Source organism: Kribbella sp. NPDC023972, assembly GCF_040639075.1.
Taxonomy (GTDB): domain Bacteria; phylum Actinomycetota; class Actinomycetes; order Propionibacteriales; family Kribbellaceae; genus Kribbella.
The window spans coordinates 1817519-1832778 of the sequence record NZ_JBEZZH010000001.1 but is presented as its reverse complement, the minus strand read 5'-3'; the positions used below and the strand labels follow the sequence as shown (position 1 = coordinate 1832778).

Annotated in this window: 15 protein-coding genes; 10 read left to right on the top strand and 5 right to left on the bottom strand. The window is 69.8% G+C overall.

What is annotated here, in order from left to right:
* The first annotated feature begins 67 nt into the window (after nucleotides 1-67).
* From AB0F43_RS08725 to AB0F43_RS08715, 3 genes are read left to right on the top strand one after another with little or no spacing between them, the layout of a single operon-like run.
* The gene (locus tag AB0F43_RS08725; protein WP_360472636.1) at nucleotides 68-403 is read left to right on the top strand and encodes a metalloregulator ArsR/SmtB family transcription factor; all 336 of its coding nucleotides are present in this window, start codon (nucleotides 68-70) and stop codon (nucleotides 401-403) included.
* On the top strand, nucleotides 400-1197 hold the full coding sequence (locus AB0F43_RS08720) for a VOC family protein (RefSeq protein WP_360472633.1): 798 nt from the start codon (nucleotides 400-402) through the stop codon (nucleotides 1195-1197). The genes AB0F43_RS08725 and AB0F43_RS08720 overlap by 4 nt, the downstream gene beginning before the upstream one ends.
* On the top strand, nucleotides 1194-1904 hold the full coding sequence (locus AB0F43_RS08715; protein WP_360472630.1) for a phosphotransferase: 711 nt from the start codon (nucleotides 1194-1196) through the stop codon (nucleotides 1902-1904). The genes AB0F43_RS08720 and AB0F43_RS08715 overlap by 4 nt, the downstream gene beginning before the upstream one ends.
* On the opposite strand, the gene AB0F43_RS08710 is transcribed toward AB0F43_RS08715, so the two are convergent.
* The 5 genes from AB0F43_RS08710 to AB0F43_RS08690 all read right to left on the bottom strand — a co-directional run bounded on the left by AB0F43_RS08710 (nucleotide 1882) and on the right by AB0F43_RS08690 (nucleotide 7090).
* Nucleotides 1882-3174 carry a DUF58 domain-containing protein gene (locus AB0F43_RS08710; protein ID WP_360472627.1) on the bottom strand — a complete coding sequence of 431 codons (1293 nt, stop codon included), beginning with the start codon at nucleotides 3172-3174 and terminating at the stop codon, nucleotides 1882-1884. The two genes, AB0F43_RS08715 and AB0F43_RS08710, sit on opposite strands and share 23 nt — an antisense overlap.
* Entirely contained in the window at nucleotides 3174-4145 is a 972-nt protein-coding gene (locus AB0F43_RS08705) for a MoxR family ATPase (protein WP_360472624.1), read from the bottom strand. The genes AB0F43_RS08710 and AB0F43_RS08705 overlap by 1 nt, the downstream gene beginning before the upstream one ends.
* A 169-nt stretch (nucleotides 4146-4314) precedes the next feature.
* Complete coding sequence (locus tag AB0F43_RS08700; protein ID WP_360472621.1) at nucleotides 4315-5457, bottom strand: DUF4350 domain-containing protein; 1143 nt, start codon at nucleotides 5455-5457, stop codon at nucleotides 4315-4317.
* Nucleotides 5454-6080 carry a DUF4129 domain-containing protein gene (locus AB0F43_RS08695; protein ID WP_360472618.1) on the bottom strand — a complete coding sequence of 209 codons (627 nt, stop codon included), beginning with the start codon at nucleotides 6078-6080 and terminating at the stop codon, nucleotides 5454-5456. The genes AB0F43_RS08700 and AB0F43_RS08695 overlap by 4 nt, the downstream gene beginning before the upstream one ends.
* Nucleotides 6077-7090 carry a hypothetical protein gene (locus tag AB0F43_RS08690; RefSeq protein WP_360472615.1) on the bottom strand — a complete coding sequence of 338 codons (1014 nt, stop codon included), beginning with the start codon at nucleotides 7088-7090 and terminating at the stop codon, nucleotides 6077-6079. The genes AB0F43_RS08695 and AB0F43_RS08690 overlap by 4 nt, the downstream gene beginning before the upstream one ends.
* 230 nt (nucleotides 7091-7320) lie before the next feature.
* Here AB0F43_RS08690 and mtrA point away from each other — a divergent pair, with 230 nt between their 5' ends.
* The 7 genes from mtrA (at nucleotide 7321) to AB0F43_RS08655 (ending at nucleotide 15124) form a co-directional block, all read left to right on the top strand.
* Nucleotides 7321-7998 carry an MtrAB system response regulator MtrA gene (gene mtrA / locus AB0F43_RS08685; RefSeq protein ID WP_141859693.1) on the top strand — a complete coding sequence of 226 codons (678 nt, stop codon included), beginning with the start codon at nucleotides 7321-7323 and terminating at the stop codon, nucleotides 7996-7998.
* 137 nt (nucleotides 7999-8135) lie between these two features.
* Nucleotides 8136-9779 (top strand): MtrAB system histidine kinase MtrB, encoded by a 1644-nt coding sequence (mtrB, locus tag AB0F43_RS08680; RefSeq protein WP_360472612.1) that lies wholly within the window; start codon nucleotides 8136-8138, stop codon nucleotides 9777-9779.
* Nucleotides 9776-11551, top strand: a complete 1776-nt coding sequence (locus AB0F43_RS08675) for an LpqB family beta-propeller domain-containing protein (protein WP_360472608.1) — start codon at nucleotides 9776-9778, stop codon at nucleotides 11549-11551. The genes mtrB and AB0F43_RS08675 overlap by 4 nt, the downstream gene beginning before the upstream one ends.
* Nucleotides 11552-11712: 161 nt before the next feature.
* Nucleotides 11713-12303 carry a phosphoribosyltransferase family protein gene (locus AB0F43_RS08670; RefSeq protein ID WP_360472605.1) on the top strand — a complete coding sequence of 197 codons (591 nt, stop codon included), beginning with the start codon at nucleotides 11713-11715 and terminating at the stop codon, nucleotides 12301-12303.
* 218 nt (nucleotides 12304-12521) lie between these two features.
* Nucleotides 12522-13151: a ribosome-associated translation inhibitor RaiA gene (raiA, locus tag AB0F43_RS08665; RefSeq protein ID WP_360472602.1), complete on the top strand. Its 630-nt coding sequence runs from the start codon at nucleotides 12522-12524 to the stop codon at nucleotides 13149-13151.
* A gap of 150 nt (nucleotides 13152-13301) precedes the next feature.
* Nucleotides 13302-13853, top strand: coding sequence for a helix-hairpin-helix domain-containing protein (locus tag AB0F43_RS08660; RefSeq protein WP_360472599.1), 552 nt, complete (start codon nucleotides 13302-13304; stop codon nucleotides 13851-13853).
* 122 nt (nucleotides 13854-13975) lie between these two features.
* Entirely contained in the window at nucleotides 13976-15124 is a 1149-nt protein-coding gene (locus AB0F43_RS08655; RefSeq protein ID WP_360473071.1) for a crosslink repair DNA glycosylase YcaQ family protein, read from the top strand.
* Nucleotides 15125-15260 lie beyond the last annotated feature (136 nt).

Sequence of the window (15260 nt, the reverse complement as noted above, 5' to 3'; positions counted from 1 at the left end):
CATCCAACCAGGCGAAAGGTTCTTCCACCTCTTGACAATAGTTAACGAGAAGTAGAACTATTCCAGCATGGTGGAAGATCAGGTGGACCGGTTCTTCGAAGTACTGGCTGATCCGACCCGGCGTCAGGTGGTGCGGCTGCTGGGTGAGGGCCCGCGGCGTGCCGGTCAGCTGGCGGCCGCGACCGGTTCGTCGTCACCCGCGATGAGCCGGCACCTGCGGATCCTGCTGTCCGCCGGCCTGGTGGCCGACGAGCGCGGTCCGGACGACGCGCGGGTGCGGATCTTCCGGCTGAACCCCGAGCCCGTGGTGGCCGTCCAGGCCTGGCTGGATCAGGTGCAGGCGCACTGGCGAGACCAGTTGGGCTCGTTCAAACGACACGTCGAGCAGAAGGAGACATCGTGACCAAGCCCTCCGCGACCGCAGCCGTCGAGGTCGCCGCCGATCCAGCGACCGCGTTCCGCATCTTCACCGAGGAGATCGACCTGTGGTGGGTCCGCGGCCCGATCAACTTCTTCGACTCCGCGCGGGCCACCGCGATGCGAATCGAGCCGGGTGTCGGTGGCCGCATCCTCGAGGTGTACTCGCTGCCGGACGACGTACTCGAGCTGGGCACGATCACCGACTGGGAGCCGGGTGCGGTGCTCGCGTACCGCAGCTCGGTCGACGACACCGAGACCCGGATCAGCTTCGAAGGGCTCGACGGCGGTACGCGGGTCACCGTCGTACAGAGCCTGGTCCAGGGTGGCGAGAAGGCGTTCTACTTCTGGCCGAACATCCTGCACTGGGTGCCGCAGTGGATCGAGCGGCGCGACGTACCGCAGGCTCCGCGTGAGCTCGACCGGCTCTCGATCGGCTTGTACTACGAGGATCCGGCCGGCGCGGCGCGGTGGTTGCACTCGGTCTTCGGCCTCGGGTCGTGGGACAAGATCCCGGCCGAGGGGGAGGAGCCGTCCTGGATCGAGTTGCACGTCGGCTCGGCCGGGATCCTGCTCTTCAAGCTGACCGAGGAACGCCGCGGGCTGGATCACGAGGTCTGGGTGTACGTCGACGACCTCGACGCGCACTTCGCCCGCAGTACGGCGAACGGCGCCAAGATCGTCTCGGAGATCCACCAGCACGGCTACCGCCGCTATCAGGCCGACGACCTGGAAGGTCACCGCTGGGTCTTCGCGCAGGCTCGCCCGACGATGGCATGACGACACCGCTCACCGGCGGCAGACTCACACCAGGCGTGGTGCGCAGAGGTGACACGGTCCGCAGGCCCGAGTCTCCTTTCACAGCCAGGCTTCTGCGTCACCTCGAGACGCAGGGCTTCGCCGGCGCACCACGCTACCTGGGCCGGGACGCCGAGGGGCGGGAGATCCTCACCTACCTCGCCGGCTGGGTCCCGGCGAACTTCCAGCGCTGGGCCGACGAGCAGGTCGCCGCGGCCGGCCGCCTGCTGCGCGCGTTCCACGACGCGACCCGAGGCAGCCGGCTCGCCGGTCATCACGACGTGGTCTGCCACCACGACCCCGGCCCGAACAATGTCGTGTTCCGCGACAACGTGCCGACCGCGTTCATCGACTTCGACCTGGCGGCGCCCGGCAGCGTACTGGAGGACATCGGCTACGCCGCGTGGACCTGGTGCGTCGCATCGAAGTACGACGACGCGGAAGCCCAAGCGGCACAGGTGAAAGTCCTCGTCGACGCCTACGGGCTCACCGAACCCCACCGCGACGCCGTCGTCGACGCCATCCTCGAACGCCAACTCCGCAACGCCCGCTTCTGGACCGAAACCACGGTCGAAGTCACCCCCGAACAACGAGCCGACCGCATCACCTGGTCGCGCCACGAGCACGCTTTCATCCACGCCAACCGCGACGTGTTCGAACGAGTTCTTACAGCCGGCCGGCTTTCTTGAGGGCCAGGTAGGTGTCGGCCAGGGCCGGGGCTATCTGGTCGGGGTTTTCGTCGATGACGGTGACGCCGGCCCGGGTGAGGATGGCGGTGACGCGTTCGCGGTCGAGGCGGGTGCGGGCCGCGGAGGCGGCGCCGTACACCTCGATCAGGTCGGAGCGCGTGGATTCGAGCTCGGTCAGGCGGGGGTCGGCGACCGAGGCCAGGACGATCACGTGGCGGCGCAGCAGCGGGCCGATCACCGGGAGCAGGGACTCCTCGATGACGGCCGGGTCGAGGCCGGTCAGGAGTACGACGAGAGAGCGCTGGCCGAGCCGTTCGAGTACCTGCGACACGACCACGCGGAAATCGGTCTGGACGAGCTCGGCCTCGACGTTCGCCAGCGCGTTCACGAACGACGGCAGCACGTCCTGCGGCGCGGGACGCCGTACGTCGGCCCGGACCGCGGAATCGCAAGCCAGCAAGGAAACCCGGTCACCCGCGCGGGTGGCGAGCGCGGCGAGCAGCAGGGCGGCGTCCATCGCGTGGTCGAGGCGCGGTGCGTCGCCGACCCGGCCGGCGGACATCCGGCCGGAGTCGATCACGATGGCGACCTGGCGATCGCGTTCGGGCCGCCAGGTCCGCAGTACGACGTTGCCGCGGCGCGCGGTGGCACGCCAGTCGATGCTCCGGACGTCGTCGCCCGGCACGTAGTCGCGCAGCGAGTCGAACTCGGTGCCCTGACCCCTGACCAGTAAGGCGGTCCGGCCGTCCAGCTCCCGCAACCGCGCCAGCCGTGACGGTAGGTGCTTGCGGCTCTTGAACGGCGGCAACGCCCGCACTGTCCACGGCACCTGGTGAGACCCCTGGCGGCCGGCGAAGCCGAGCGGACCGATCGACCTGATCGTGACTCGATGCGCCTGGCGGTCACCCCGCCGCGTCGGCAGCAGATGCGTCGTCAACCGTCGCCGCTCACCCCGCGGCAGGTCCAGCTTGTGCGGCGGATCCTGTACGCCGGCCGACGGCGGCCACGCGTCACGCAGCAACCCCTTGACCCGCCGACCGGGGTTCGCGACCAGCAGGTGCACCACAGCCGGCTCACCCAGCCGTACGGCGTTGTCACCGTCACGACTGAGCTGGAGCCGCCGGGGCGAACCCGCCAGCAGTAGGTCGGCCAGGCAAACCACCAGCACGACCGCAACCACCACGCCGACTCCGCTCCAGCTCGGCATGAGCAGAGCGACGAAGACGACGCCAGCAGCGGCCAGAAGCCCGGCCCGGCCAGTGAGAACCATCAGCGTGGCACCGGCACCGTGGCCAGCACGCTCTCGAGTACGGCGTCCGCGCTCACACCCTCGAGCTCAGCCTCCGGCCGTACCTGCACTCGGTGCCGAAGGCAAGGACGCGCCATCGCCTTCACATCGTCCGGAATCACGTAGTCGCGCCCGGACAGCCAGGCCCAGGCCCGCGACACGGCCAGCAACGCGGTAGCCCCTCGCGGCGACACACCGAGCTGCAACGACGGCGACTGCCGCGTAGCCCGGCAGAGATCGACCACGTAGGCCAACACGTCCTCCCGGACGGCCACCCGTCGTACGGCGGCCTGCCCGGCCAACAAGTCCTCCGGCCCGGCCACCGGGCGCAGACCAGCCGCGGCCAGGTCCCGCGGGTCGAAGCCCTGCGCATGCCGGGCCAGTACGGCGATCTCCGCGTCGCGGGGCGGGATGTCGAGGGTGACCTTCAGCAGGAAGCGGTCGAGTTGGGCCTCCGGCAGCGGGTAGGTGCCTTCGTACTCGATCGGGTTCTGTGTCGCGGCGACCACGAACGGCACCGGCAGTTTGCGCGGCAAGCCGTCGACGGTGACCTGCCTTTCCTCCATCGCCTCCAGCAGTGCCGCCTGAGTCTTCGGTGGGGTCCGGTTGATCTCGTCGGCCAGCAGGATGTTGGTGAACACCGGGCCAGGCCGAAACTCGAACTCACTGGTCTTGGCGTCGTACACCAGTGATCCCGTGACGTCACCGGGCATCAGGTCCGGGGTGAACTGCACCCGCTTCGTGTCCAGCCGCATCGCCGTCGACAGGGCCCGTACCATCAGCGTCTTCGCCGTACCGGGGACGCCTTCGAGCAGGACGTGGCCGCGGCAGAGCAGGGCGAGCACCAGCGCCGTCACCGCGGTGTCCTGGCCGACCACCGCCTTGCCGATCTCGGTCCGCAGCGCCACCAGTGCCTGCCTGGCCTGGTCAGCGCTGATCTCGGTAGTGGTCACGGGGCCTCCCGGCGTGGACTGCGGAGCGTAAGGAGCGAAGCGACGGTCATGGGGCCCTCCCGCCCTGGACTGAGGAGCGGAGGGAGCGAAGCGACCGGAGTGACGAGGGAAGGGCGGGAGCCAAGGGCCCAATGACCCGCCGGCGCCGAAGGCCCGGCCAAAGGCACAGTCACGGGTGTCGTGCCTCCTGCGTCAGTACGTCGAGTTCGTGGGACAAGGACATCAGCGCGGCGTCGCTGAGAGGCGGTAGGCCGTAGAGCAACTCGTACAGCATGGCCGGGTCGCGGCCGGTGCGTGCGGCAACGGTCGCGACCACAGCGGATGGTTCGGCCCGGCGCGGGATGCCGTGCGCCTGGTGGAGCTTGCCGAGGGCGGACTCGCGCAGAGCGGCCGCGGCCCGGTCCCGGGCGCGTGAGCGGCGGTAGAGCCGTGCCCTGCCCTCAGTGGTCTCCGCAGCGTGCACGATGACCGGCAGCCGCTCGGCGACCACCGGACCGAGCCGGCGACCGCGCCAGAGCGCGACGACCAGTACGGCGAACGCCACCGCCCAGGCGATGTAGCGGACATCCGGAGGAATCAGCGGGGGAGCGTCCTCGTCGGGCTCGTCGTAGCCGGTCGACTCCCACTGCGGCAGGTACCAGGTCAGGTCCTGGTGCGTGCCGAGCAGGTTGAGTGCCAGCGCCGCGTTGCCGTCGTCCGCGAGCTGACCGTTGGTGAACGAGCGCTGCGACCCCACGACATCGACGATCCGCCCAGCGGTCTCCAGCCGGATCACCGTGTTCGTGATGCCGTCCCCGTAGCAGGCCTCGGCCGTGGAGGGCGCCGAGTAGGTGGAACCGCTGACAGTCACCGTGCCGGCCTTGACCGCGGCTGGGAGGTCGCAGTCCGGCTCACGGCTGCCCGAGGACAGGATGTGGCCGGAGTCCTGCACACCGGGCGCGAGGATCTCCAGCGCACGGGAACCAGGACGGATGAGGACGATGTGGCTCCAGCCCGCGTCGGCGATCCGCTGCCAGTCGGAGCGATCCAGCTGGCCCATCGGGCCGATCAGCAAGGTCTTGCCGTCTCCTGGCTGCACCGCGTCGTCCAGGAGCTCAGTGCCCTGCACGTTGACGCCGTGGTTCTCCAGCAGGGCCGCGAGAGCCCGTGCACCGCTCTCCTCGGTGGAGTCCGGGCTGAACGGTCCCGAAGTCCGTGCCGCGGTGGCGATCATGATGACGATCGCCACCAGCACGATCACACCGGTCGCCAGCACGGGTGTCCGCAACGCCCGCCAGCTCTCCCCGGCGCTCCTGCCGACCGAAGTACTCACACCAGCACCCGCGCCGTCCGGGCCGCACCGTCAGCCGTGACCACGGCGGCGTACCGTTCCGGCGTTCCCGGACGGTTGCCGTAGACAACCTCAGTGAAGGCCAACGCGGCGGGCTGCAACGGGTCCCGCAGCGAAGGCACGGCCCGGGAGGCGTCTGCCACCACCTCGTACGCCGTCCGTCCGGCCCGCTCGTCCAGGATCGTCCGCTCGGTCAGCTCGGCCACACAGGCCCGGAACCGGCTGCGAATGGCGAGCGCGTAGTCCCCGGCCGCGGCCTCCTGCTCCGACTGGGCCCGGTACTCAGCCGCACGGCGGGGCTTGGCGGTGTCGAAGACCGCTTGCTGCTTCCCCCGGCGGCTCGTCCGCAGTACGCCGGCTCGCCAGAGCACCACCACGGCGATCAGGATGATCAGCCCGATCAGCATGAACAGACCGGCGTGGCCGCTCGGAGAAGTCCCGGTCAGGCTGTCCACCAGTTCGCTGATCCACTCCATCACCTTGCCGAAGCCCCGCTCGATCAGCGAGTCGCCGGACTGCCGGTACGCCGACTTGGACAGCTCCTTGGCCGCCTCGGCAGCGGCTTCGTCCCGGCCGATGTCCACCGGCGGCTCCAGGATGATCATGGCGTGCCTCCAGAGCGCAGTACCGGCCGCATCCACAGGTCGAGGCCTTCCCGCCGTACCCGGAGATCCAGGTAGATGAGGGCCTGGACAGCGGACATGAAGGCCAGGCTCGCGACCAGCGTCATCGCGGTCGCCAGCCCGGCCGCCACGCCGAGCACGATCGCGGCCACTGTCGCACTGCTGCTGTCGCTGGCGTCGGCCCACGAGCCGACCGTCATCACCAGCGTGGTGACCCCGAACTGGAGCGCGTAGCTGACGATGTTCACCACCAGGCCGGCGAACAGCAGGATGCCGAACACCCGCCAGAACTTGCCCTTCACCAACTGCCAGGACCGCTTCAGCGCACCCCAGATCCCCACCCGTGCGGGGATGTAGAGACCGATGTCCGGCGCGTGCCGGCCCTCCATCAGTACGACGGTCCCGGCCAGCACCAGGCGGATGCCGAAGATCAGCACGAGCACGCCGCCGACCAGCATCATCACGACGGCCACCGCACCGGCCACGTCGGACGACACCGCCGACTCCGCGCCGGAGCCGATGCCGACCACGGCCAGCCCCCAGCCGCCGATCAGCATGATGAACGACAGCGACTGGACCAACCCGACCGCGGCCAGTGCGGGCAGCGCGGGGCGGACCAGCCGCAGCAGCTCGACCGGACCGACCCGGTGTGCCAGCTGACTCCGGACGGCGGCCAGGGCGATGATCCCGGCCAGCATGCTCGACACGACGGTGAACAGCACGAGCTGGACGCCGTACGTGAGCAGCAGCGCCGCACCGGCCTGCTGGAACGGGTCGTCGGCCCCGAAGAACCCACTGATCCCACCTGGTACGGCGATCTCGGTCAGCACCGCCTGGACCGCGAGCAGGGCGATGGCGGCCAGCACCGGGAGCCCCAGCATGATGGTCTTGTTGTCGGAGATGGTCCGGGCCGCGTTGTCGAGCAGGTCCGCGGGCAGCCACGGCCGCAGCGGCTCCGCCGCCGGGTCCTCGTGCAGACTGATGTCGGCCACCGGTCACCTCCCTCCGTCGAACCGCGGGTCCCGCTGAGCCGTGTAGTCCATAAGTTGTCCCGGGCCCGGGCTGTGCACCATGATCACAGCCCAACTCGGGGTCACACGGCGATCCGGCGTGTGCACCACCCGGGGAATGGGACACTATCCGTAGTGCGTACGGTCAGCATCCGCTGGGCGCACAAAGATCGGACGGCAAGGAGCAGGGCGTGGCAGAAGGTAACCGGACGATGCGGGGCCGCATCCTCATCGTCGACGACGACACGGCGTTGTCGGAAATGCTCAGCATCGTGCTGCGCAACGAAGGCTACGACACCTATCTGTGCGCGACCGGTGACAAGGCGGTGCCGGCGTTCCGCGAGTTCAAGCCGGACCTGTTGCTGCTCGACCTGATGCTGCCGGGCATGGACGGGATCGACGTCTGCCGCGCGATCCGGGCCGAGTCCGGCGTACCGATCGTGATGCTGACCGCCAAGAGCGACACCGTGGACGTGGTGCTGGGCCTGGAGTCCGGCGCCGACGACTACGTGGTGAAGCCGTTCAAGCCGAAGGAACTGGTGGCCCGGATCCGGGCCCGGCTGCGCCGGATGGACGAGCCCGGGCCGGAGTCGCTGACCATCGGCGACCTCACCATCGACGTGGCCGGGCACTCGGTGAAGCGGGCCGGTGAGACGATCCAGCTGACCCCGCTGGAGTTCGACCTGCTGGTCTGCCTGGCCTCCAAGCCCTGGCAGGTGTTCACCCGCGAGGTGCTGCTGGAGCAGGTCTGGGGCTACCGGCACGCGGCCGACACCCGGCTGGTCAACGTGCACGTCCAGCGACTGCGCTCCAAGATCGAGAAAGACCCCGAGCACCCCGAGATCGTGGTCACGGTCCGAGGTGTCGGCTACAAGGCGGGTGCGGACTGATCGAGTACGGACGCGACCAAGAGTCGCAGGCGGCCGCCGACGCCCCGGCCACCACGGCCGGGCCGGAGCAGCAGCCGGCCCCGGCCGAGCAGGAAACGGCCGAGACCCGCGGGACGGAGCTGGAGCTCACCGCCGCCGTGGCCGATTGGCCTGCCTACCCGCAGCCGCTGTGGCGGACGCACCCGAAGCACTGGCCGGACTTCTGGCGCCGGTCCATCCAGGCCCGGATCGTCACCGGCACCCTGCTGATGTCGACCGTCGTACTGCTCCTGGTCGGCTGGGTGATGATGAGCCAGGTCACCGACGGCGTGCTGGAGTCCCGCCGTACCAGTGCCCAGGCGGAGGCGGTCGCGCAGTTGGCCTCGCTGTCCAGCACGATCGAGGCAGCCCCACCGAACACGATCAACCAGCAGCTGTCCGAGCTGGTCCTCGGCTCCAACCGGCCAGGTCTGTACGACGTCCTGCTGGTGCCGGCCGACTCGTCCACGACCAACGCGATCCGCTACACCGGGCTCGTCGACAGCGACTCGATCCCGACCGAGCTGGCGTCCTCGGTGATGAGCGACGACACCAAGCTGTGGGACACCTACACGGTGATCAACTACCGCGACGGGCCCAGCGTCCCCGGCCTGGTGATCGGGTCCCAGCTCCGGGTCCCGACCGCACCCACCGAGCGGTACGCGGTCTACTTCCTCTTCCCGCTCACCCCGCAGCAGGAGACCCTCGACGTCGTCCAGCGCGCACTGGTCACCGCCGGCCTGCTGCTGGTCGTCCTGCTCGGCGCGGTGGCCTGGCTGGTCACCCGTCAGGTTGTCACCCCGGTCCGGATGGCGCGACGGATCGCGGAGCGGCTGGCAGCTGGCAAGCTCGAGGAGCGGATGCAGGTCCGCGGCACCGACGACCTGGCCCGGCTGGCGGTCTCCTTCAACAAGATGGCTGGCAACCTGCAACGGCAGATCCGCCGGCTCGAGGAGCTGTCCCGGCTGCAGCGCCGGTTCGTCTCCGACGTCTCGCACGAGCTGCGCACGCCTCTGACCACGGTCCGGATGGCGGCCGACCTGCTGCACGAGAGCCGGGACCAGTTCGACCCGATCAGCCGGCGTTCGGTCGAGCTGCTGCAGAACGAGCTCAACCGGTTCGAGGAGCTGCTCGCCGACCTGCTCGAGATCAGCCGGTTCGACGCCGGCGCGGCGGCCCTCGACCTGGAGGACGTGGACCTGCGCGACATCGTCAACCGGGTGCTGGAGAACCACGAGACCCTGCTGCAGCGCAAGGGCTGCGAGGTCCAGGTGGACATGCCCGAACCGTGCCGAGCCCAGGTGGACTCGCGCCGGATCGAGCGGATCCTGCGCAACCTGATCGGCAACGCGATCGAGCACAGCGAGGGCCTGCCGATCCGGATCAGTACGGCGTACGACGACGACGCGGCCGCGGTCGGTGTCCGCGACCACGGCGTCGGCTTCCGGCCGGAAGAGGCCGAGATGGTGTTCAGCCGGTTCTGGCGGGCCGATCCGGCCCGGGCCAGGACGACCGGTGGCACCGGGCTCGGGCTGTCCATCGCGCTGGAGGACGCCCGGCTGCACGGCGGCCGGCTGGACGCCTGGGGCTCGCCGGGCGACGGCGCCTACTTCCGGCTCACGCTGCCACGGCGGCCGGACGTCACGCTGTCCGGATCCCCGCTGCCGGCCCGCCCGCCGGACGCCAGCCGGGTGGTGCCGGACAAGTCCCTGGTCGACGTCGGAGCGCCGTACCAGAAGCTGACCGGTGGTGAGGAACGGTGACGCGCAAATTGCTCGCGGCCGTGCTGGCCGTGCTGCTGCTGGCCACCGGCTGTGCGACGGTGCCGACCAAGGGCACGATCCGCAACGGCAGCCGGGAGGGCCTGGCGCCGGACTTCGGCGGTGTCGGCGTGGAGGCCAAGCCGCCGCGAAGCGACACCGAGCCGCTGCAGCTGGTGAACGGCTTCCTGGAAGCGATGTCGGACTCGCGGGCCTTCGACGTGGCCCGCGAGTACATGACGCCGGAGGCCGCGGCCGCGTGGAAGCCGGAGTCACAGACGATCGTGTACGAGCAGCAGCGTGACGCCGTCACCAGCCTGCGCACCGACCGGATCCAGTTGCGGGCCCGCAAGATCGCGACCATCGACGAGCGCGGTTCGTGGATTCCGGCCAAGCTCGACGAGCAGTTCTCGTTCGAGTTCAAGCTGAGCAAGGTCGAGGGGCAGTGGCGGGTCGCGTCGGTGCCGCCAGGGGTGTACCTGGGCAGCAACCAGCTGGACCCGAAGCTTGCCCCGCGCAACCTCTACTTCTTCACCCCGGGCCGGGACCTGCTGGTCCCCGACCCGGTCTACCTGCCGGTCAACCTGTCACCCGGTCAGGCCGCCACCCAGCTGATCCAGGAGCTGCTCAAGGGCCCGACCAGCCGGCTCGGCAACGGCGTGGTCTCGCTGGCGCCACCGGGCACCGAGGTCCAGGTCTCGGTACCGGTCGAGTACGGCGTCGCGACGGTGGCGCTGAACGACGCGGCCGCCCCGCTGCGGGACGCGGAACGCCGGTTGCTCGCGGCGCAGATCGTCTGGACCCTCAACCAGATCAACCTGCGGGTCAAGATCACCGTCAACGGCGCGCCGCTGCTGCCCGACGATCCGGACGTGCTGCCGCTGTCCAACTTCACCCAGTACGACCCGCAGGTCCCGAACGGCGCGCTGACCGAGCTGTACGGCCTCCGCTCGGGCAAGGTGCAGCGGATCGAGGGGCTGGACGGGGCGTCGGACATCGCGGCCCGGCCACTGGACACCAGCATGCTGTACCAGTACCAGGCCGAGTCGTTCGCGGTGAACCTGCGCGCGGACGCCGGTGCGGTCGTCGCCAGGCATACGGGTGACAAGGTGGTGGTCTACGCCCCACTGGACTCCACCGACCAGGAGGGCGCGGTCAGCACGATCCCGGTTCAGGGCCGGGTGCTGCGGCCGAGCTTCGACAACCAGGACAACCTCTGGATCCTGGACCGGGCGGACAGTTCCGCGCCGCGGCTGCGCGTCCGCAACCGCGACGGCAACCAGATCGCCGACGTGACGACCAGCTTCCACGGTGACACCCCGGAGGTCCTGCGGATGGCGCCGGACGGGGTCCGGGCGCTGCTCGTGATGCGGTCCAAGACCAGCGGCGGGAACTACGTCCAGACCGGGACGATCCAGACGGCCAGCGGCGGCCGGCTGATCCTGGGGCAGCTCCGCCAGCTCCAGTTGCCGCTCGAGGACATCACCGACGCGGCATGGAACAAGCAGGGCATCCTGGTCGCCGGTGTGGATGCGTCCGCCAGCAACGCCCGCCAGCCCTGGCTGGTGAACACCGACGGCTCCCGGCTGCAGTTGCTGCCCGGCGCCTCGTCGGAGTTCGAGACCGCGCAGCTGGCGTCGAACCTGAACAAGGACACGTTGCCGGTGATCCAGGACGTGAAGGGCCACCTGCACTGGCAGACCCGCGACCTCACCTGGGTCGACATGGACGAGGACGGCAAGGACGCGCCGATCATCCCGACCTACCCGGGCTGAGTTGTCCACAGGTTGGACGACCTCCGGTTGCGGATGGCGGTGCTGTCGCGGATGGTTGAGCGGTGCCGGTGCGGGACGCGTTCGTGGATCTCGTCCTGGGCGGGCGGTGCGCTGGATGCGACCGGCCGGGCGTCACTGTCTGTGGTGGTTGCCGGGAGCTCATGACATCGGTGACTCCGTTCCGTGCCTGGCCGGAGCCTCGGCCGGCCGGTCTGCCTCCGCCCACCGCGAGTGCGCCGTACGCCGGTGAGCTGCGCAAGCTGATCATCGCCCACAAGGAGGACGCCCGGTACGCGCTGGCGCGTCCACTCGGTGCGGTCCTGGCGGCCGCCGTACGGACTGCTCTCGGCGAGCGCCGGGCCGTCTGGCTGTGCCCGGTCCCGTCCGCGCGATCCACCGTCCGGCACCGCGGGCATGACCCCCTGCGCCGAATCACTCGCGCCGCGGCACGCGCCCTGCGGCGGCAGGGGATCGACGCCCGGCCGGCGGCCGCGTTGACCGTCGTACGGCGTCCCGACGACCAGGCCGGGTTGTCCGCGCAACGCCGTACCGCCAATGTGGACGGGGCTTTCGCGGCTCGTTCGCGCTGGGCTGAAAGACTGACGGATCAGCCGGTCCTGCTGGTCGACGACGTGATCACCACCGGTTCCACGCTGGCCGAAGCGTGCCGGGCCTTGGAATCCCGGGGAATTCCCGTGCTCGGATGTGCGGTGCTGGCCGCGACCCGCCGGCAGTGGCCGTCTGGTTCATGAGAACTTCCCTACCGGTTTTCGCCGAAGCCGACTAGCGTTGGCCTATGACACCCGCTAGGGCTTGTCGGACAGTGATGTGGTGCAGGGCCGGATCAGCCGGAATCCTCACCACGGAGTTCGACCGGCTCGATGGCGGGTGTTCTCGTTTCGGGCACCGTCACGACAGGTACGGGGGTCCGGGAACGTAAAAAAGAAGTCGCCGATCGATGGAGGTTTCCGTGGACGTCGTTGTCAAGGGTCATCACTGCGAGGTCAGTGACCGCTTCCGGCAGTACGTCGAGGAAAAACTCGAGCGGATCGAGAAGGTCGATCACCGGGTACTGCGGTGCGAGGTAGAAGTCAGCCAGGAAAAGAACCCGCGACAGCACGATCGAGCGATGCGTGTCGAGCTCACCATGTACACGAAGGGTCCGGTGGTCCGCGCCGAAGCGACCGGCGAGACCAAGCAGGCGGCGTTCGACGTCTGCCTGGACCGGCTGCGGGCCCAGGTCCGCAAGGCGGCCGACCGCCGCCGGGTGCATCGAGGTGAGCGCACGCCGGAAGGCCTGCGGCACGTGAACGCGAAACAGCCGCTCAACGGCACCACACCAGCAGTGGAGGAAGACAAAGCCGCCGAGGATGAGGTGGCGACGTACAAGTTCGGATCCCTCACGGTCACCGGCGACGGGCCGTTGGTGATGCGCGAGAAGACCCACACCGCCAAGCCGATGTCCCTGGACCAGGCGCTCTACGAGCTCGAGCTGGTCGGACACGACTTCTATCTGTTCGTCGACGCCGACGAGAACCAGCCCAGCGTCGTCTACCGCCGCCGCGGCTACGACTACGGCGTGATTCGTCTGGCCGTCTGACCTGGTCGGGTGAGGCCGACCTCCGAAACCTGCGGGAGGAGCACAGAAAGAGGGGCCGGGCGGCAAGCCCGGCCCCTTCCCCCTCCATGGTGCACCTCCCACTGGCGGTAACTCCCGAGTTATGGCCTCGGCGCTCACTACAGTTCGGCTGTGCATCCTTCTGTCCCGGCCAGAGCGCGAACCGACTGGACGGCCGTGCTCCTCAAGCTCGCCGGGGCCGCGGTGCCGATCCTGACGCTCGGTGCCGGCAGCCCGGTGCTGATGGGGGTGCTCGCCTTCCGCAGGCGCAGGTTCTGGCTGCGGAGCCTGTTGCTGTGGGCGTCGGTCGGGGCCTACCTGGGTATCGCGATTCCGTTCTGGGCGTTCGACTGGGGCGACGACCGGGAGGCGAGCTCCACGCCGGGCGACGTGCTCGTGGTCTGCCAGCTGGCAGCCATCGCGGCGGCCAGCGTGCAGGCTGCGATCGCCATCGGCAGCGCCCGGAAGTACGCCGGCAAACCCGTGGAGCTGAACGAAGCCTCGGCCTACGTGATCGCCACGTTGCCCGGCCTCACCCCGCAGCTCGCCGCCGATATCGTCACCAGCCGGCAGCTGACCGGCCGCTTCCACCACGTCGACGAGCTGTGGACCCGCGGTCTCCTGCCAGGCTCGCCGAGCGACGAGCTCCGGGACAGGCTGATCGTCGTCCGGCCACAGGACTGAATCCGCCCGACCTGGGTGGGGACGGAAAAGTGTCCGAGGTGCCCGGCAGAATTCCTGGCGTGAATACTCAGGTGTTGTCGACGGCTCAGGCGCGGCGGGTGGCGCTGGCGGCGCAGGGGTTCATGGATCCACGGCCGAAGGGCGTTCCGGACCTGCGGGCGCTGTCGCGGGTCCTCGGCCGGATAGGCCTGATCCAGATCGACTCGGTCAACGTGCTCAGCCGGGCCCAGTACCTGCCGCTCTACTCCCGCCTCGGTCCGTACCCGCGCGACCTGCTCGACCGCGCCGCCGGGAAGCCCCCACGCCGCCTGGTGGAGTACTGGGCGCACGAGGCCTCACTGATCCCGGTCGAGACGCACCCGTTGATGCGCTGGCGGATGGCCCGCGCGACGACCGAGGCCTGGGGTGGCCCGCGATCGATCGCCCGCGAGCGGCCGGACCTGCTCAAGCAGGTGCTCGCCGACGTCCGCGCCCACGGCCCGCTGACCGCGCGGGAGATCGACGACGACGTCGAGCGGTCGAAGGACAACTGGGGCTGGAACTGGTCCGACGTGAAACGTGCCCTCGAGTTCCTCTTCTTCGCCGGGGAGATCACGGTGGCCCGTCGCAACCAGCAGTTCGAGCGGATGTACGACGTACCCGAGCGGGTGCTGCCCAGCGCCGTACTCGCGACTCCGACACCGTCCGTGGCGGAGGCGCACCGGGGGCTGGTGTCGATCGCGGCGCGGGCGCACGGGGTGTCGACCGCGCAGTGCCTGAAGGACTACTTCCGGACCGCGCCGGCGCCGACCGCGCAGGCGATCCGGGAGCTGGTCGAGGAAGGCGAGCTGATCCCGGTCACGATCGACGGATGGAAGCGGCAGGCGTACCTGCACCGGGACGCGCGGCTGCCCCGGCGGGTGAACACGCGGGCCCTGGTCAGCCCGTTCGACTCGCTGGTGTTCGAGCGGACCCGGACCGAGGTCCTGTTCGATTTCCGGTACCGGATCGAGATCTACGTCCCGGCGGAGAAACGCATCCACGGGTACTACGTGCTGCCCTTCCTCCTCGGGGATCGGCTGGTCGCCCGGGTGGACCTCAAGGCGGACCGGTCCGCCGGGGTGCTGCTGGTCCAGTCGGCGCATGCCGAGCCGAAGGCGCCGGTCGAGACCGCTGACGAGCTGGCCGACGAGCTGGTGCAGCTGGCCGGGTGGCTGGGGCTGGACCAGGTCCGGATCACGGGTGGCGGTGACCTGTCGCCTGCGCTGAGTGACGCTCTCCGCGGTTCCTGACTCCGCAGGCGGAACTTTTCGCCCGCCTGGAGCGTGAGTCCGATAGGCCCTACGGCACGCATCGGGCGTGGGCTTGGCGCACCCGGCCCCGTACCATGGGTCACGCGCGCCTGCCCACGGGTGGACCGTGCCCTGT

Bases quoted from the DNA above. Each gene is read 5' to 3' on its own strand.
- AB0F43_RS08710 (WP_360472627.1), bottom strand. From the start codon at position 3,174: ATGGTTCTCACTGGCCGGGCCGGGCTTCTGGCCGCTGCTGGCGTCGTC.
- mtrA (WP_141859693.1), top strand. From the start codon at position 7,321: ATGCGGGGCCGCATCCTCATCGTCGACGACGACACGGCGTTGTCGGAA.
- AB0F43_RS08670 (WP_360472605.1), top strand. From the start codon at position 11,713: ATGACATCGGTGACTCCGTTCCGTGCCTGGCCGGAGCCTCGGCCGGCC.
- AB0F43_RS08715 (WP_360472630.1), top strand. From the start codon at position 1,194: ATGACGACACCGCTCACCGGCGGCAGACTCACACCAGGCGTGGTGCGC.
- AB0F43_RS08725 (WP_360472636.1), top strand. From the start codon at position 68: ATGGTGGAAGATCAGGTGGACCGGTTCTTCGAAGTACTGGCTGATCCG.
- AB0F43_RS08655 (WP_360473071.1), top strand. From the start codon at position 13,976: ATGGATCCACGGCCGAAGGGCGTTCCGGACCTGCGGGCGCTGTCGCGG.
- AB0F43_RS08695 (WP_360472618.1), bottom strand. From the start codon at position 6,080: ATGATCATCCTGGAGCCGCCGGTGGACATCGGCCGGGACGAAGCCGCT.